The 18,284-nt window shown below is 42.6% G+C and carries 17 protein-coding genes; 10 read left to right on the top strand and 7 right to left on the bottom strand.

The window, feature by feature from the left end; translation table 11 throughout:
* The first annotated feature begins 9 nt into the window (after positions 1-9).
* Positions 10-1,293: an ABC transporter substrate-binding protein gene (locus CXM95_RS15355; protein WP_016612916.1), complete on the top strand. Its 1,284-nt coding sequence runs from the start codon at positions 10-12 to the stop codon at positions 1,291-1,293.
* Positions 1,294-1,468: 175 nt separating this feature from the next.
* Positions 1,469-3,016 carry a bifunctional metallophosphatase/5'-nucleotidase gene (locus CXM95_RS15350; RefSeq protein WP_016612915.1) on the top strand — a complete coding sequence of 516 codons (1,548 nt, stop codon included), beginning with the start codon at positions 1,469-1,471 and terminating at the stop codon, positions 3,014-3,016.
* 43 nt (positions 3,017-3,059) lie between these two features.
* Here CXM95_RS15350 and CXM95_RS18890 read toward each other — a convergent pair whose 3' ends face one another.
* The 3 genes from CXM95_RS18890 to CXM95_RS15340 are packed head-to-tail and all read right to left on the bottom strand — an operon-like array spanning position 3,060 to position 4,647.
* A complete protein-coding gene (locus CXM95_RS18890) occupies positions 3,060-3,221 on the bottom strand; it encodes a hypothetical protein (protein ID WP_005233739.1) in 162 nt (53 codons plus the stop codon).
* A gap of 33 nt (positions 3,222-3,254) precedes the next feature.
* Positions 3,255-3,605, bottom strand: a complete 351-nt coding sequence (locus tag CXM95_RS15345; RefSeq protein WP_005233740.1) for a hypothetical protein — start codon at positions 3,603-3,605, stop codon at positions 3,255-3,257.
* 19 nt (positions 3,606-3,624) lie between these two features.
* Entirely contained in the window at positions 3,625-4,647 is a 1,023-nt protein-coding gene (locus CXM95_RS15340; RefSeq protein WP_034872149.1) for a lactonase family protein, read from the bottom strand.
* 118 nt (positions 4,648-4,765) lie between these two features.
* Between CXM95_RS15340 and CXM95_RS15335 the strand changes: the two genes are divergently transcribed.
* The 8 genes from CXM95_RS15335 (at position 4,766) to CXM95_RS15295 (ending at position 13,562) form a co-directional block, all read left to right on the top strand.
* A complete protein-coding gene (locus CXM95_RS15335) occupies positions 4,766-5,119 on the top strand; it encodes a PTS glucitol/sorbitol transporter subunit IIA (protein ID WP_034872148.1) in 354 nt (117 codons plus the stop codon).
* Between the two features lie 15 nt (positions 5,120-5,134).
* Positions 5,135-6,316: an AI-2E family transporter gene (locus tag CXM95_RS15330; RefSeq protein ID WP_005233743.1), complete on the top strand. Its 1,182-nt coding sequence runs from the start codon at positions 5,135-5,137 to the stop codon at positions 6,314-6,316.
* A gap of 282 nt (positions 6,317-6,598) precedes the next feature.
* Positions 6,599-7,180 carry a TetR/AcrR family transcriptional regulator gene (locus CXM95_RS15325; RefSeq protein ID WP_086372380.1) on the top strand — a complete coding sequence of 194 codons (582 nt, stop codon included), beginning with the start codon at positions 6,599-6,601 and terminating at the stop codon, positions 7,178-7,180.
* A gap of 19 nt (positions 7,181-7,199) precedes the next feature.
* A complete protein-coding gene (locus CXM95_RS15320) occupies positions 7,200-7,736 on the top strand; it encodes a flavodoxin domain-containing protein (protein WP_008379457.1) in 537 nt (178 codons plus the stop codon).
* Between the two features lie 530 nt (positions 7,737-8,266).
* Positions 8,267-9,193, top strand: a complete 927-nt coding sequence (locus CXM95_RS15310; protein ID WP_101699360.1) for an ROK family protein — start codon at positions 8,267-8,269, stop codon at positions 9,191-9,193.
* A 129-nt stretch (positions 9,194-9,322) separates the two neighbouring features.
* A complete protein-coding gene (locus CXM95_RS15305; protein ID WP_008379459.1) occupies positions 9,323-11,590 on the top strand; it encodes a helix-turn-helix domain-containing protein in 2,268 nt (755 codons plus the stop codon).
* A 19-nt stretch (positions 11,591-11,609) separates the two neighbouring features.
* Positions 11,610-12,911 (top strand): family 20 glycosylhydrolase, encoded by a 1,302-nt coding sequence (locus CXM95_RS15300; protein WP_101699359.1) that lies wholly within the window; start codon positions 11,610-11,612, stop codon positions 12,909-12,911.
* A gap of 150 nt (positions 12,912-13,061) precedes the next feature.
* The gene (locus CXM95_RS15295) at positions 13,062-13,562 is read left to right on the top strand and encodes a GNAT family N-acetyltransferase (protein ID WP_005233764.1); all 501 of its coding nucleotides are present in this window, start codon (positions 13,062-13,064) and stop codon (positions 13,560-13,562) included.
* A 238-nt stretch (positions 13,563-13,800) separates the two neighbouring features.
* On the opposite strand, the gene CXM95_RS15290 is transcribed toward CXM95_RS15295, so the two are convergent.
* Genes CXM95_RS15290 through CXM95_RS15275 form a run of 4 tightly spaced genes read right to left on the bottom strand, consistent with a single transcriptional unit; the run spans position 13,801 to position 18,163 of the window.
* Entirely contained in the window at positions 13,801-15,105 is a 1,305-nt protein-coding gene (locus tag CXM95_RS15290) for an alpha-L-fucosidase (RefSeq protein ID WP_101699358.1), read from the bottom strand.
* 25 nt (positions 15,106-15,130) lie between these two features.
* The gene (locus CXM95_RS15285; RefSeq protein WP_101699357.1) at positions 15,131-15,628 is read right to left on the bottom strand and encodes a hypothetical protein; all 498 of its coding nucleotides are present in this window, start codon (positions 15,626-15,628) and stop codon (positions 15,131-15,133) included.
* A gap of 18 nt (positions 15,629-15,646) precedes the next feature.
* Positions 15,647-17,518 (bottom strand): beta-N-acetylhexosaminidase, encoded by a 1,872-nt coding sequence (locus CXM95_RS15280; protein ID WP_101699356.1) that lies wholly within the window; start codon positions 17,516-17,518, stop codon positions 15,647-15,649.
* 15 nt (positions 17,519-17,533) lie between these two features.
* Entirely contained in the window at positions 17,534-18,163 is a 630-nt protein-coding gene (locus tag CXM95_RS15275; RefSeq protein WP_101699355.1) for a DUF624 domain-containing protein, read from the bottom strand.
* Between the last annotated feature and the right edge of the window lie 121 nt (positions 18,164-18,284).

Below are 18,284 nucleotides of genomic sequence, written 5' to 3'. Positions count from 1 at the left end.
GAGGAAAAAATGAAAACAAAGAAACTTGCATTTGCAGCAGCTGCAGCCGCGACATTGGTATTAGGGGCTTGTGGAAACAACAACGATTCATCTGGTTCTACCGAAAGTGATGAAATCGTTACAGAACTAAGCGAAGATACGACTGTCACCTTTTGGCATGCAATGAATGGTGCGCAAGAAGAATCATTGACGAAATTGACGGAGCAATTCATGGACGAAAATCCAAACATCAAGATCGAATTGCAAAACCAATCCAGCTACTCTGATCTACAAGCAAAGGTGAATTCAACCTTGCCTTCACCAAAAGATCTACCAACTATCACCCAAGCATATCCTGGTTGGTTATGGAATGCTGCCCAAGATGACATGTTGGTTGACCTTGGCGAATACATCAACGATGATACTATCGGTTGGGGTGACCAAGAAGAAATCCGCAGTGCCCTTTTAGAAGGCGCGCAGATCGACGGCGTGCAATACGGGATTCCTTTCAACAAATCAACAGAAATGCTGTTCTACAATGCAGACATGTTAGACGAGTATGGTATTGACGTACCGACAAACCTTGAAGAATTAAAAGAAGCTTCTCAAGAAATCTATGAAAAATCAAACGGTGAAGTAGTAGGTGCTGGTTTTGACTCATTAAACAACTACTACGCCATCGCAATGAAAAACCAAGGTGTTGATTTTGACAAAGACTTGCAACTAGACAGCGATGAATCAAAAGAAGTCATCAACTACTACCTGGATGGTGTCAAAGAGGGCTACTTCCGAATCGCTGGTTCTGATCAATACTTGTCTGGACCATTTGCCAACGAGCAAGTCGCAATGTATGTCGGCTCAATCGCAGGGGAAGGTTTTGTTAAAAAAGATACCGAAGGCAAATTTGAATATGACGTAGCAGCTCGTCCAGAACCAATCAACTTGCAACAAGGAACTGACTTGTACATGTTCAACAGCGCAACACCAGAGCAACGTACTGCTGCTTTTGAATACATGAAATTCTTGACTTCTCCAGAAGCGCAAAAAACATGGGCAATCGATACCGGCTACATGCCAGTTGTTGAATCTGTTTTGGAAAGCGATGAATACAAAAACAATCCTGAAACAAAAGTGGCTGCCAAATTAGAAGATGCAACCAAAGAATTGTTCTCGATCCCAGTGATTGAAAATGCTGATCCTGCTTACAATGAAATGCGTTCAATCATGGAAAACATTTTGTCTAATACAGATCAAGATGTCGATCAATTGATTGAAAACGCAAAACCACAATTAGAAGATGCTTGGAACCAATAATTCTGAATTTCTTCGTCAAAATAGGGTATAATCAGGGAAACACCTGAGATGAAACACCAAAGGGTTTGTATCATAAGGTTTGAAGACGCAAGGAAGCAGAATTTGCTGGCTTTCGAGGGTTTTCGACTTATGCGCATGCCCTTTTGGTGTATTGAGGGGAAAAGGAGTCTTTTGAATGAAAATCACGTTTTTAGAAACGAGCGATATGCATGGCTATGTCTATCCAACCAATTTTGCCGATGACACGGAACAAGGATTCGGCGTGGCAAAAGTTGCCACCAAAATGAAAGAACTGCGCCAAGCAGCCACCGGATCGGTCGTAACGATCGAAAATGGCGACTTTATCCAAGGATCGCCCTTAAGCTATTACATTGCCAAAAGCCAGCACTCCGTTGCCGCATTGACCGCTGTCGTCAACCACCTAGACGTTGATGTTCATGTCTTAGGCAATCATGAGTTCAACTACGGTCTGCCTTATTTGCAAGAAGCGATCGCCAGCTACCAAACGCCGGTACTTGCAGCCAATATTTTAAATGAAGCGGGGGAACCATTCTTTGGGCAAGCTTACACCATCATTGAAAAAGAAGGGGTAAAGATCGCGATTTTAGGAATGGTGACGCCCTATATTCCTCATTGGGAACAACCTGCGACGATTCGCGGGATGCAATTTGTCAGTATTGTTGAGACGGCGAAAAACTATGTACCTTACTTACGAGAACAAGCCGATATCGTTGTCATCAGCTACCATGGCGGCTTCGAGCGTGATTTAGTCACTGGGGAACCGACCGAATTATTGACTGGCGAAAATGAGGGCTATCAATTACTGCAGGAAGTTTCAGGAATCGATGCCTTCTTCACAGGACACCAACATCGTGAGATCGCCACAAAAATCAATGGTGTCCCTGTTGTGCAGCCCGGTTATCGTGGAAGCTTTATCGGCGCCATCGAATTGACGGTTGAAAAAAATCAGACAGGGGTTCATGTCACAAACAGTACGGCTGCGTTGATCCCTGTTGCGGATGCTGTCCCAGATCAAGAGACGTTGGCTTTGTTAGCACCCATCGAAGAAGAGTTACAAACATGGCTAGATCAGCCGTTAGGCAAAGTCAGTGGGGACATGCGAATCAACGATCCGATGGGGGCACGCTTGAAAGAGCATCCTTATATTGAATTCATCAATCGTGTTCAGATGGCTGCCAGCGGTGCTAAAATTTCTGGCACTGCTCTTTTCAACAATGAAGGCAAAGGCTTTGGCGCAACCATCACGATGCGGGATGTGATCACCAATTATATTTACCCAAATACATTAGCTGTAGTCAAAATAACAGGTGCCGAATTAAAAGCTGCTTTAGAACAAACGGCGGATTATTTAGCCGTTGTTGACGGTCAGATCGTTTTCAATCCTGCTTTTATTGAACCAAAACCGCAATATTATAACTACGATATGTATGAAGGCATCGAGTATACGATCGATCTTAGTCAACCCGTTGGTCAACGAATCACCCGTTTGGACTTTGAAGAAAAAGCCATTGCGATGGACCAGGAATTAGAGATCGTCATCAACCAATACCGTGCCGTGGGCGGTGGCAACTACGCCATGTTTTCTGCCGAAAAAATCGTTCGTGAGATTCAAGTCGATATGACGGAACTGATTGCTGACTATTTGAAACAGCATCCTCAGATCGAAGCTACGACGAATCAAAACTTTCTAGTGACGTTATAATAGCAAAACAGCCTGCGATGAATGAATCATCGCAGGCTGTTTCTTAATTTTCTACATTACGTACATAGTCATCAAAGTATTTTACCAAATCCGCTTTGACTTGTTGATAGTCTTCTTCGGAATAGTCTTTGTCTTCTAGTTTTGCTTCGAAAAATGGCATGGCCAATTCTTCTCGTAAACGATCCAACACTTGTTCTTGGTTCATAACGTCACCTTTTTCACTTTTGATTTGATTTCATCATAACAAATGAAATGAGGCTGTCAATGCTTCGTAAGTGTCTTTCATTTTTTCTAAACGATTTTTTAAAGAAACAAAATCATCGTCATCATGAAAAAGGACTTGTTTTAATTCAAAATAATAGATCTCAAAAGCATCAAAGAAAGCAATGACTTCCGCTGTTTGCAGCTCTTTGGCAGTATCGCAGCGAATATAGGCTTTTTCAGCGATCGCATACGTTTCCGCAGTCGTTAATAGGACCAATGATTCATTGTATTTGCGGCTCGTCACTAGTTCAAAGGTTGATTGACATTTATTGTAGATATTAGAAAAATCTTTGAGCACGAGTTCCTTTGGTGTTTTATCAAACATGGGGGAATCCTCCAAAACTTTATTTTTTGAATAAGACGCAGACACATTCTGGTGCGTAGATGTCTTTTTCTAAGACAGTCAATTTGCCAGTGGCTTCATCGCGTTTGTATAACGTTAGGTTATCAGAATTTTGGTTGGCACAAACCAGATAATCGTTTGTCGGGTCCAAATCGAAATCGCGAGGGAAGTCGCCTTCTGTTGAGATTGATTGAACAAAAGCCAGGCCAGCGCCTTCATCGGTTACTTCAAAAACAGCGATTGAATTATGGCCGCGATTTGAGCTGTAAACAAAACGTCCATCGTTCGAGATCCGTACCGCAGCGCCACTGTTGAAATCCGTAAAGTCCGCAGGGATCGTTGGCACCTTTTGGATTTTCTCAAAACTGCCATCTGCTTGATTGTAGCGTAAAACAGTCAATGAGCTGTCTAATTCGCCCACTAAGTAAGCGTATTGGTTATTTGGATGGAAGACTAAGTGACGAGGACCAGTTCCGTCTTCTGCCACATAGACAGCTACTTCTGTCAGTTTGCCATCTTCTGAAATATCATAAGTATAGACCCGGTCCGTTCCAAGGTCACAAACTGCTAAACGTTGGTCTGGTGTTAAGTCAGTATAATGGACATGAGGTTTGTCTTGGTTTTCATGAGAGCCGACGGGTTCATCATGGTAGATGCTGTCCGTTGCTTCGATGCTGCCATCTTCTAGAATTTTATAAACATTCACTTCACCTTTGTGGTAGTTGGCACCATATAAAAGCTGACGGTTTTCATCAACTGCTACATAGCAAAGGGGTGCGCCTTCTTCCGTTGCGGTATTCAGCAAGGTAAAGTCTGGGGTATAAGCAGCGGCGCCGCCGTTGCCAGCTACTTCTGTGACGCTGTAAACTGCTTCTTTTTTACTGCGGACAAGATAAGTCGGACTTTTTTCTTCCGCACATAAGGTCAAATCGGTCAGTGTTCCTTTTTCCGTATCTAAAGCGATCGAATAGATCCCCTTACTTTCGCGACGAGTGTACGTACCTAAATAAATCGTTTGCAACATAAAAAAACCTCCTAATAGTTTCATTCCTCTTTAATTCTACCATAGAATGCGGATTTGGGCGGGCAGAAAAACTCTTTATGTTATAATAAACGAGAAGATAGAAAGGGGAGTTTGTCATATGAAAAAAGGGACGATCAAAGAAATCGGTCCACAGGCGATCGATTCGCAAGAAAGAATGATCATCTTCTTTGGGGAAGAAGCGACCGATACATTGCGAGAATATTCAGTCATCCAAACGATTCCTGATTCGCAAGCGTTAGTCGTAAAGAAAGAGGATCAGATTACTTTTGGTGATCAGACCTATCAAGTCCAATATGTAGGAACGGTGGCTAACCAAATCCTGCAAACGATCCAGCATGTGACCTTTGTCTTTGACGAAGTGCCGGATGAAGAACCGCTTTCAAGTGCGATTTATTTAACGCCAACTGTTTTGCCGAACCTAGAAGTCGGCATGCAAGTGACGTACAACTAGGAGGCAAAGAATGTCATGAAAGAAACGCAGAAAAAGCCGCATTCCTGGTTTTGGAAATGGTTTTTAAACAATCAAGCAGTGACCAGCTTGCTGGTCATTTTATTGATTCTCTTAATTTTGCTGCTCTTCACGAAAGTTTCATATTTGTTTGAGCCTGTCTGGCAATTTTTAGCCATCGTCGGATTGCCAATCATTTTGGCGGGGATCTTGTATTACTTGATGAATCCCACTGTTGACTATTTGGAGCGCAAAGGAATCAAACGAATTTACAGTATTTTTGGTCTTTTTGTTTTGGTGGTTGGTCTGATTGTCTGGGGGGTGGTGGTCATCATTCCTAAGATCCAAGAGCAATCCATGAGTTTTGCGGATAATCTGCCGGGGTATTTGACGATTATTGAGAATAAGGTGAATGAAATCTTGTCTGATCCAATCTTCTCGCAAGTCCAAGATCAGATCGAAGCTTCCAATGAGAAGTTGATTTCTTCTCTGACGGATATCGTCCAAAATCTTTCCCGCAGTACGATTCAAAATCTAGGTAGTTTCTTCGGAGCCGTTGCGACGATCGTTTTAGCGGTCATTACCATGCCGTTTATTTTGTTCTACCTACTGAAAGATGGCCGCAAACTAGCCCCTTATTTTGTCAAATTTTTACCAACCAAAATGCGCCAGCCGTCACTGATCGTTTTAAAAGAAATGAATGACCAGGTATCCTCCTATATTCGGGGACAGCTGACAGTGGCGTTTGCGGTCGCAGTGATGTTTATGATCGGCTTTAGTATTATTGGCTTAGATTATGCCATCACACTGGGGATTGCAGCGGGATTTCTAAACTTGATCCCTTATTTAGGCTCCTTTTTGGCCATGATCCCTGCGGTTTTTTTAGGAATCGTCGGCGGACCAGTGTTACTGATCCAAGTTCTGATCGTCTTTGTTATTGAGCAAACCATTGAAGGACGCTTGATTTCGCCATTAGTTCTAGGAAATGAGTTGTCGATCCATCCTGTCACGATCCTGTTAGTCCTCTTGACTTCAGGAAAATTGTTTGGTCTTGTTGGGGTCATTTTAGGGATTCCTGTCTATGCGGCTGCCAAGGTGATCATTACCCATGTGTTTGAATGGTATACGCGGGTTTCCTCCTTGTATGAAGAGGAAGAACCAATCCTCGAAGCACCACCAGAGGACACCCCAGAAGTTTAGCAGCTTCGAGTGCAAAAGAGTCCATACGTATTATCAACGGTACAGCCTTTTTCTGTGGGCTGTACCTTTTTTGTGCGGATAAAAGAGCCAGCAATCACTGGGAAGTAATGCAAGATTTACAACCTATGAACGGTGATTTGGGAGAAACCGACAGTTCTTTATTCAATAGAAAGAGTGAGGGAGTAGTGTCTTGAACCCGATTGACTTCGCAGGAACAAAAGAATATAATCGAGTTATATAAATCGTTTATATAATGTGACTTGTGCTTAAGGAGGGACTTGGATGCCAAAACAACGAATAACAAAGGAAATGGTGGTTGATGCCGCTTTTGAGATTGCTCGAAAAGGCGGTATGGAGCAAGTGATTGTAAAAAATATTGCGGAAAGGTTAGGCTGTTCAGTCCAGCCCATTTATAGTTATTGCACCAATATGGAAGGACTGCGGACAGAAGTAGAGCAGAGAGCACGGCAATTTTTACAAGAGTTTTTAGAAGCCCATAGTGACACCCAGGATCTGTTTCGCAGTACCGGACACGCATATTTGCAATTGGCGAAAGAAGAACCCCAAATTTTGAGAATTTTTGTCTTACAAAAAAGAGCGAATGTTTCGTCATTAGAAGAGCTGTATCAGTTGGAGACGAATCCTCAAGTAGCCCAAAGGATTGCCGCCGATTTGAATATTAGCATAGAAACCGCCAAACAGCTACACATGCATATGCTCATTTACACGATCGGAATCGGTACGATTTTCGCAGTAACGACACCTGGTATTCCACTAGATGAAATCTATGCACAACAGGAAAAAGCTTACGAGATGTTTTTGAAACAGGCAATAGATGGCGCAAAAAGTAGGTCGCAGTCCTAACTGCAGGGAGGAATTCCTCATGAAAAATGGCATTATTGTTTATCAATCGAAATACGGCGCTGTCAAAAAGTATGTCCACTGGCTTCAAGAAGCAACAGGTTTTCCCTGCCTAGAAACCCCAAAAGCCAAAATAGCTGAAGTAATGGATTATGACACAATTATCTTCTGTGGGGGAATCTATGCTTCGGGTATTGCTGGACTGTCCTTTTTAAAAAAGAATAGCAATCAGCTAAAAGGCAAAGAGATACTCATCTTTTGTGCGGGAGCTTCTGTTCCTGAAAAAGTGGTAGTGAAAAAACTCAGAGAACAGAATCTCACGGGTCCGCTAAAGGACATCCCCTTTTTTTACGGAAGAGGACAATGGCAGGAAAGCAAAATGAACTTTTTCGATCGAACCTTAGTGAAAATGTTAAGAAAAGCGGCCGCTAAAAAAGAGCCACACACCTATGACCCACAGACGAAGGTACTCATGGAAGCCAATGGACAAGATTGCGATTGGACGGATAAAAAATACTTGGTTCCGTTGGTGGATTATTTGGAGCAGGAATTGTATTGAACGAGCACAAGCGCTTTATTGAGGTTTTATGAATCAAATGAGCAATAAGTGACCAGAGTGTAAGAACAGAACAAAATTAGTTTACTGCGAATAGATTTTTTGTTGTGACACCAAGAGTCTGCAACTAAGTTCTTAAAATTGTTTGATCTATTCCTAAAATTCAATGAGTAGGTAGAATGCCGATCACGCATGAGAGGATGTCTTATGCGTGACGGTTTTTTTGTTTATAGCTTATCTTAATAGAAAAAACGGGAGTAGCTGATTCCTTTGTTTATAAAATTCTCAGACATTGTATCTAATAGTTCTATTTTTTAGCTTTGCATGATGAACATTTTTGTGAAGCTGAACGTTAAACCAGGTCTTTCAAGTGCTAAAAAAATAAGCAGAGAAGCTATCTCTGTATGTACAATGTATATTCTTTCTAAATGCAAGATATCTTTCGTTGCGGGCTTTTTTATGGCTTGGACGGATTTGACATATTGTTGCAAGAAATACATATGGTCGCTGAAAACATTGGGTGCGTATACTGAATGCAAGACAAAAGAAAACCTTGTGAGGTCAAGAAAATGTGGATTTTAGCAATTGATATTGGCGGTACTGCTATTAAATGTGGGTTAGTGAATAGTCAAGGGGAACGCAGACAATTGACTCAATTTCCTATGAACAAGGAATATTCCACAGTCACGCAACGTATATGTCGACAGATCGATGCATTCTATGCAGCAGCATTTGATGGCATCGCTATTAGCTCAACGGGACTGGTTGATCCCCGAAGCCAAGAAATCGGGATGACATCACCTTTATATGAAGGATTTGGTAAAAGACTGGTTAAGCATTTGCGCAGTACATACCAATGTCCAGTGGCTGCCGAAAATGATGGCAACTGTGCGTTATTGGCAGAAAAATGGTTGGGTCACGCTCAAAATTGTGCGTCCTTTGCGACAATTGTCCTAGGTACATCCGTTGGCGGTGGCTTGATGATCGATCATCAATTGATTCGCGGCAAACACTTACTAGCAGGAGAGTTTGGTTATCTGCTTTTTCCGACCGAAAGGAAGGATTGGGAACTTTGGAGCATCGCAGGGTCAACCAGAACATTAGTAGAGAAAACAGCAAAACGTATCGGAGACCCAACAATCAATGGCCAGCGTATTGATACACTGGTTCAAGAACAAGATCCGCGATGTCTGCCAGTAGTAGCTGATTTTGTCGATAAACTGGCGGCGGCTTGCTATAGCCTGCAATATATGATTGATCCGGAAATCATCTTGATTGGCGGTGGAATCAGTGCGAGCCGTTTCTTGATCCCACATGTAAACGCACGATTAGCTATGATTGCTGAGCAGATTCCTAGTACTGTTATCGTGCCAAACATTTGTGCCTGTCGTTTCGGCAATGAATCTAATTTATTGGGCGCTTGTTATAACTGGTTAAGAAAATACAAGCCTGATAGCTGACTTGTAAAAAAGCATTGTTTTTTATTAAAATAAAGCGTATTTTATTAGAGTATCATACATTCTTTTCTCCTAAATAAGTACCGATAAATGAAAGCGTTTTTGAGCTTTCGAAATAACAGAGAATAGGTGATGCAAATGGGAAAGTACACGGAACTGAATCGTCAAAAACTATTTAGGGGAATCATTCGTGCCATCAGCTCTTATTTAATCGTGTTTTTAGTGCCTTTTTTAGCCGTGTCATGGATTTGGTATGATACATCTGTCAAAAGTATCAATGAACAAGTGATGCTGACCGCTAGAAATCAATTGATTCAGTTGAAATATTCTTTAGAAAATACGTTTATTCAATTGAATTATCTGACGCAAAAAATGACCAATGATCATGTTGTCTCATTGAAATATTTGCAGCATCCTTACTTGACCAAAGAAGCAAGAGAGGCCATGCAAACGTACAAAATCACCAACGACTTAGTCGAAGAAGTCTATTTATATTATAAAGAGTCCCCAGCAACCTTGTATTCAACCGTAGGATCATTCTCTTTTGACACATTTTTGAAAAAAGTACTGCCGAAAAATGAAATGGGCCAGGAACAGTTAGCCGCACAATTGGATTCCTCAGCGCCTACATTGTTGACCTTAGAAGGCGCCGGTGAGGAGCAGCGATATTCCCGTTTCTTTTATATCGTTCCCATTCAAAGTGAAGAGATGACTGTCTATGGCTCAGCGATCTATGAAATCAAAGAGAACAATTTGAAGAGAATTCTTGATCTCAGCAATAACGATGGGATCAGTAACACCTATATTATCAATGATGAGTACCAGTTATTAGCCAGTACCACCAATGATGAGTTAGCGCGCTTTTTAAATCATCCCGAACGCATGAAAAAAGGCATTCAAACAGGACGAATGCGGTTTGAACAATCAACGTATTTTGTTCAAGCGATTGCCAATAATGAATTGAATATTTCAGTGGTAGCCGTTGCTAATCCGAATCAAGCGCTGGCATCGGTCAACCGTGTACAAGAGCAGTTCGTCCTAGTATTTATCGCCATATTATTTACGGGTATCACTGCAGTCGTGATGCTTGGGTTACGTAGTTATCGCCCAATTCGCAAAATCGAAAATCTGGTTCAGGAGTTTCATCGGGACCCCAAAATGACCCTTCATTCGATGGATGATGTCCATAATACCTTGGCGGCATTTTTGGTTGAGCACCAAGAACTGCATCAGGAAGTCCGCCTGCAAACACCTCATGCCAGAGAGCAAGTGCTGCGCAAATTAATGAGCGGACGTTTTCGGTCCGAGCAAGAACTGGCTTTGCTTTTAGAAGCGGTTCATGTCTGCTTTCCTAAGTCAAATTACTTTGTGATCGCCATCGATACGAAAACTGTGGATTCCAAAGCCAAGCAAGGAGATAAAAAATTTCTGATCGATTATATCGAGGAAATCAAAGAGGCGGATTATACGGCATATGCGACGGAAATTTTATCCAAAGAAATGTTAGCCTTGACCGTAGGGTTTGTTGATGGCAAAGAACAACAAGAAATTGTGGATGCCATTGCGGAAAAAATTACCCATGCGATCTCCCTAACACCCACAATGGGTGTCGGTATGACGGTCGATCAACTAACCGCCATCAATGAATCCTATATCGAAGGGTTGGCAGCACTGGAAAATCAAGGGAGTCAAGGCAAGCAAATCAGCTACTATGCGGAGCTTTCCAAAGAGACCAATCATTTGCCAATCAATTACCCAGACAATCAAAAATTAAAATTGATCCAAGCCTTGAATCAAGGAAATATTGAGATTGCCAGTGAAACGATCCAGCGGTTAATCGAAGAAGGCGAGAGTAAACAGACTTCGCCTCGTGTCCAAAAAATGTATGGCTACTACTTGTTGAATACGATCGCGCAAGTCGGCGGTGAATTGGTGGGGGCAGAAGTACTGCATACCGCTTCTGAAAGTGCTGATTTCAACAGCTTGAATCAATTGCAGTCTGCCTTGTTAACGATTGCCCAGCAGATTTGCACGAAGGTGCAGAAACAGCCGCTGGATGACGAGTCGGAAATGAATGAGAAAATCTTCAGTTTTATCCAAGAAAATTACCATTCCTCACAGCTCTCCTTGGAATCGGTGGCAGAGGAGGTTGGTGTTTCTGTCTCTTATGTCAGCCGTTTTGTAAAAAAAGAAAGCGGCAAAACCTTCTCCAAATATATTCAAGAACTAAGACTGAAAAAAATCAAAGAGGAACTGATTGAAACAGATTTGCCAATCAAAGAAATTATTCGCAACAATGGGTATTATGATGTTTCCAATTATACGAGAAAGTTCCGAAAAATAGTGGGTGTGACACCAGGGCAATACCGTGAAATGAACCAAAAAATGAGAAATTATTGAAAGTATGGGGGAAAATGAGATGAACAAACAAGTTGATTTGACAAAAGTTCAGCAACGAGCAGCCGTCTTTTTTGAGGAAATAGGTTGGCAGTCGGCGAAAGATCCGTTACCGAAAATAGTGATCGATCCGCAGCTGGATGCTGATTTTCGATTTGAAAACCAAACAATCAGTGTGTCCTCGCCAGAACATGCCTTTTACGCGTTAACCAAATATGGCCGAGATCAGGCGACGGGTCAATTAGCACAGAAAAGCTATCTAGCAGCGCTTAAAGAACGCTGTCTGATGATCGATATCGGGCGCAAATTTTATTCGCTAGCTGATTTGAAAGCAATCGTCCGCAGCATGGCTTGCTTCCAATTCACTCATCTGCAACTTCATTTTTCGGAAAACGAAGGCTTTCGGATTGAATCTCAGCAATTTCCAGAAATTGTTTCGGAAGAATGTTTGACCAAGCAAGAAATTCGTGAATTGATTGCGTATGCTCAAAACCATGAAATTGCCATTATCCCTGATTTTGATTCTCCTGGTCATTTGCGTCAAGTCCTAGCACAAAAACCTCAATGGCAATTGCCGACAGCAGCTGGCACTCGTGATGATCGAGCACTGAACATTTTGGATTCAGAAGCGGTAGCCTTTATTCAGGAAGTTTATCGAGAATATGCGCAACTGTTTGAAGACAGCACCTATTTTCACATCGGGGCCGATGAGTTTATTGATTTTGACCAGTTAGAAAACTTTCCACAAATGATCGAAGCTGCCCGCGAGCGTTATGGGGAAAAAGCCAGCGGAATCGAAGTTTTTATTGATTATGTCAATGAGCTGGCGGCCTTTGTTGAAAGTCTCGGCTTTGTTGTGCGGGTCTGGAATGATGGTTTTTACCGCTTGAATCGCCAAGAGCAGACAACGTTGACGGAGAATTGTCAAATCTCCTATTGGACCCGTTGGAACCAGAATATGGCGCCGGCGGATGTCTTTTTTGAAAAGGGCTATACCATGATCAATCACAATGATAATTTTTTCTATTATGTCTTAGGAGAAGCGGCAGGGTATACCTACCCAACTTACGAAAAAATCAGCAATGAATTCCAGTTGACGACGTTTGCCAATGGACAACAAGTTGCACAGGAACAGCTTGCCCAAACACAGGCGATCGCTTTATCCGTCTGGGCGGATGTACCTGAGGCTCAGACTAGTCGTGAAGTGATCCAAGCGATTTTTTGGCTCCAAACGGCCATTAGCCAAAAAGTTTATAATGAGCCAAATCGACCAAAAGAAACATTTCGAAAGCTTTATGATGGGTGGGAAGCGACATTTAGCTGATTGTTAGAGGAATTGGGTGAAAGGGCACATCGCTGACAATCCCTGTTGTTTTCTTTATGATGAATAAGTTTAGCGACAAGTGAAACAAAAGCCAATAGTATTTTGATAAAATGAACGTAACTCCGAGTGAGGGGAGAAATGGAGCAATAAGTGATCATAGACATTCAACCGTTGAAGAAAAAAGATATCCTTGAAATGGATCAAATGTTTTTAAAGCAAGGGTGGCCTTCTCGCCAGCAGCTCTTGATGGAGTATTTAAACGAGCAAGAAGCGGGGGAGAGATACATTTTGCTTGCCAAAATAAACAACAAAACTGCCGGGTATTTGACATTGGTCCCTCTAGCAAAGCACGGACCATTTAAAGGCTTGTACCCAGAAATTGTGGATTTTAATGTTTTTGAATCTTATCAAAAACAAGGGGTAGGCAGTCAGCTTTTAAAAGCAGCCGAAGAAAAGGCACGAGAAATAGCTGCCGTGGTGACATTAGGGGTAGGTTTACACAATGGTTATGGATCGGCCCAGAGACTGTATGTAAAACAAGGCTATATTCCAGATGGATCTGGTGTTTGGTTCAATAATCAGAATTGTGCGATGAATGTGCCTTGTTGTAACAATGACGATCTTGTTCTTTATTTGTCTAAGGAACTTTGACCCTCCCGTGGTAAGTACCTTTAAAAAAGGATTAATCCCGCAGCTTGTTTGCATGTTCTCATCACCTGTTCAACAAGCTAGCTCGCTACTTTCGTATAAGCGAATTTGGGGAGTTTTTGAAAAAATAGCCATAAAAAATGACTAGAAACGATCAGTTTCTAGTCATTTTTTTGTAAAGAAAGTAAGGACAATGTTTTTGTATCAATAAAATATTCATTTAGGACAGTGCAATAGGCGCTTATATTTCTTTTAAAGTGATTTCGACCACTGGTACCAACACATCTGGGGGGCAGACGGGTAAGCTGAGAACAAGGTCCTCTTTGTTGATGATGGCTTCCGTTGACGTGAGAACTTCCTCGGGATCAAATCCTCGATAAAACAACTCGGAGCCATCATGTAAGAAACGGATATGCTTCACGCATCCTGCAAGTCCCGGAAGATGCAAGGATTTGTAGGGGTAGGAGAAGAGGTGCAAGTAAAGTTTATTCCCGTTTTGGGTGTAACGACTGTCAATAGGCGGTTGAAAAGTGCTGGCACCACAGCCGATAATCGCTTGCTGATGATAATGCATCCATGAACCGATGGCTTCTAAATGGCCGCGAGTTGGTAAGTTGATTTCTCCACGAGCATTCGGACCGATATTTAAGAGAAAGTTCCCATCTTTTGCTACTGTGTCAATCAGCATTTTGGTCATCATTTCACTGGATTTCCAGTGCTGAGCATCACGATCATAGCCCCACGTTTCGTACATCGTTTGGCACGCTTCCCATATTAAAGGCAATCCATTCGCTTCTAATGGTTTGTCTGGTTGGAATTGCTCAGGGGTGGTAATCCCTCGGCCCAAATCCAAACGGTCATTCAGTAACATCTCCGGCTGTAGACTTCGGCAAATTTCTTCGATCCGCTTACTATCCCAATCGGCGGCACCCTTGCCTTTTGACCATCCCCAATCTCGATGGCTATAAGGAAAATCAAACCACATATAATCGATGGTTCCATAATTGGTCAATAGTTCGGTGACTTGACCAGCCAAAAAATCTTGGTAACGGCGCATGTCCCGCTGGTCATTGGTTTGACGGGCTTGAATAGACTCTCGTTGCGGATGCAGGCCGTCGAGCGTGAAATCTGGATGATACCAATCGATCAGCGAATGATACAGTCCGACCTTAATGCCTACCTTGCGAAATGCCGGCAGCAGTTCTGCTAAGAGGTCTCGCTTGAATGGGGTGTTGGTTACTTTGTAGTCGCTGAGCGCGGTGTCCCAAAGGGCAAAGCCTTCATGATGTTTCGTCGTGAAGACCATGTATTGAAAACCGGCCTTCTTTGCGGTTTGAGCCCATTCCTCCGCGTTGAAAAGATCAGGATCAAACTGAGAAAAATAGTTCTCGCGATAGGTGGTGGGTTCAATTTTTTCTGTCGTCATAAACCATTCGTGTCGAGCGCCAATACTGAATAGGCCGAAATGGATGAATAAGCCAAACCGATCATGGAGGAACCAGTTTGGATCAGGGTAGTTGGCAGGCCAATTCTTATACGTTCTCATTAAAAATCACTCCTTTTTCACTCACTTAAAGAAATTCTGTATTCGTCATGACTGTTTCTTGAATTTTCCAGCCATCTGCTTCCTTAACGAAAGTATGGTAAGCCTCTGTGATGTGATCACGGTAGGAAGAATCTTTTGGGCTGATCGTTTTCTGTTGCGCCGCGACCAGCATGGATTCTGTCTCTTGTTTAACGACTTCAAAAGAAAGCAGCGTGTGCTGCAGCTGTTCTTCTGCAAAAAAAGCAGCCAATTCTTGGGTCGTCTCTGCTCGCGCCGCTGCCACGAGCGTGGCGGCATAAGCTGTCGCGTCTTGGTCAGAGGCTGCTTGTAAATTTTCTTTCAGCACTGCCAAACAAGCCTCCGCCGCTGCTTGACTTGTAATATTACCTGTCATCTCCAGTTTTTCTGAAGGTTGGGCATGAACTGGAGCAGAAGAATCGGTTGTTAGAAAATAGAGAAAGAATAGGCTAACAACAGCCAGCAAACTCACGATGATGGTTCGGCGCAGCAAGGATGTTTTCATAATTTCTCACTCCTTCTTTTAAACATCAGAAATTTTCCCCGCACTATAGATTCCATGAAATAAATTGCGACCCACAGAAGTGTTGCCGCTGAAAGGGGTCACCATTGGTAAGGACGGTTGAGTCAATTCTTCCAAAGTATCGAGCTCCCCGTCCAAGAAGGCAGTAAGCCGCCAGAGTGTCGTGTCGCAGCGCATCAGCAAGGCGCCGTAGCGCAGATCGATACTCTCAAAACCGAAAGGTCGATTCCAGTCAAACCAGACTTGACGATGGGCTTCATAAAGGGATTGCAAGGCGGATTTATAGACACTGAGCTCATCGACTGCTTGGCACAGTCCGGTGCGATCCTTGCTTTGATACGCACGGGTGATTTGGTGGGAAATGTTGGCCTTTTTAGCCAAAACGACTGCCATCTGTTGATAAAAGGCAAACATCGTTTGTGTGTCCCGTGTTGCTTTCACAGCGGCCAACTCTTGAGCCAATGTTTGATAGTGGGATGCTAAAGAAAGATCAGTTAAATTTTCTTGATACAAGCCATACAGCAAGTCTTGGTAGAGCAACAGCTTGCTGGGGTTTTCTCCGTGAGGATTGTTTTCTGGTACACCTGCAGTTTGATCAAAGCGATCAAGCAGTAAAAAATCTTTGGCTATTGATTGGTGAAAGAGCTGAAATTTTTTAGTTAAATTCTCTAACGAAAGGTCGTTTCCAAACTGCGCTTCACTGAAATATTGCAAACCTAATAGCGCAGCAATCAGCGGTGTTTCGGCTCCGTCGTCGCCCCAAAGTGTGGCATAAACTTCCTGAACATCGTTTTCTTTGGCGGCTTGCAAGGCATGACGCATGGTGGCGAAACTCTTGCCATAGTTCGGCGCCAAACCGTTCCAAGTCCAGATACCTCCAGCAAAGGCGATCCGCTGTTTTAATTCCCGATGTTTCGCAAACATTCGCTGATAAGAGGCATGATCATGGTGGTAATAATCCCAGTAAACCATTTTGACAGCAGGAAGGTCAGCAAACAATTCTGTGGGAAAACACACGTCTGGATCGTAATAATCACCAGTAGGTGCACCGATCCTAAAAAACATATCGCTCCACATCATCGGCTTAAAACCCACTTTTTGACAAAGCGCAGCTACCCGCTGCAGATGTTCGGCCATAATCGAGAAACGGTCTTTTAAACCGTGCAATACCAAATATCTTCCTTTCCCCAATTGGTGTGCTTCATCCATGCCAATGTGTAGCTGATCCGTCGTAAAACACGAACGGATCGAACAGATCGCTGCTTCCAAAAAGGTATATGTTTCTTCTTCTCCCACCAGTAAAATATCTTCCGTGTCCCGAATGTTTTTAGCAAATCCCCATTTTAAGGGATTCGTTAAGTGTGCCAATGTTTGAATCGCCGGAATCAAAGTTACACCTATAGATTGCGCGTAGCTATCAAGCTTCTTTAACTCACCTTGTGTATAACGGCCTCGTAAATGACCAAAATAAGGATACTCTGGAATTTCATAAGTGTCTTCCATATAAAGCGTGAGACGATTAAGCCCCATCTTGCTTGTCAATAGAATAAAGCGTTGCAGTTTTTCAACGGTCATTACTGCATTGCGGGACAGATCGATCATTGGTCCAATTGCTTCAAAATGCGGCTGTTCTTCTAAGACATAGACTGGGCGGTCTTCATGCACCCATAAAGTTAATGCCCGAAATAAATGGGCCTTTTCTTGATAGTAAATGATTGTTGCTAGCGGACCGTGGCAAATTTTCAGAGAACCGGTCCGTTGAATCAGCTGTAATGGATGCCCTTGCGGTGATTCTCGCAACGCTAGTTCCGGTAGTATGTGACTAAAAAAATCATCAAGATTTTCATTACTTTGGATAAAAATGTCTTTCATTACGAACGTCCCTTCTTAAGTTTCTTTTATCAGCAATGATTCTGAACGTTGGATCGCTTGAAAAGAGAACCAACTATTTGGAAAAAGGAAAAAAGGAACAAAGCCGATGACTAATAAAATCGGTAAAAAAGTCAAAATGATTGTAGTTACTAAGATTCCCAAAATCATCGCAATCGTTTGGGGAATACTGATAACCATCAGTATTACTGCTTGCTTAAAATAGTGAAGAAGGGGCAAGTCATAACGCAAATACACTGGCAGCAGATACAAGCTGATCAAAAGGGCACTGATAAACAACAGCAGCAAAAAAAAGTGAATCAAGCTATTTTGGATAAAGGTACTAGAGATGCGCAATTCTAGCCATAAGAAAAGCAGCAAACCCGCTTGCATGGCTCCTAATTGATTGGCGCGACGGAAATTTTTTTTCACGACAGTTCTGAACCAAGGCTTCAAAGCCGCTGGGCGTTCCTTTTTTTGGAAACTGTTGAAAAAAGCTTGGATAATCGTAGCGGTGGCAGGGAGAATGCCTAAAAATATCCCATATCGAAATACCCAATAAAACCAAAGAAACTGCAATTTTAGGCAATGGAGGAGCCATTCACCGACTTGATAGGAAACATGATAAAGTCCATTGGATTGTTTCATAAAATCCTCACTTTCTTACGGATTACCATTTTGTATCCGCTTTAATTGTTGTCCTTATCGTACCATTGATCCATGGATAATGGGCATGGATGAAAAAATCACACATCCCATACAGGAAAAA

This window comes from Enterococcus sp. CR-Ec1 (assembly GCF_002850555.1).
Lineage (GTDB): Bacteria > Bacillota > Bacilli > Lactobacillales > Enterococcaceae > Enterococcus_D > Enterococcus_D entomosocium.
This window is presented reverse-complemented; position numbering and strand designations above follow the sequence as displayed.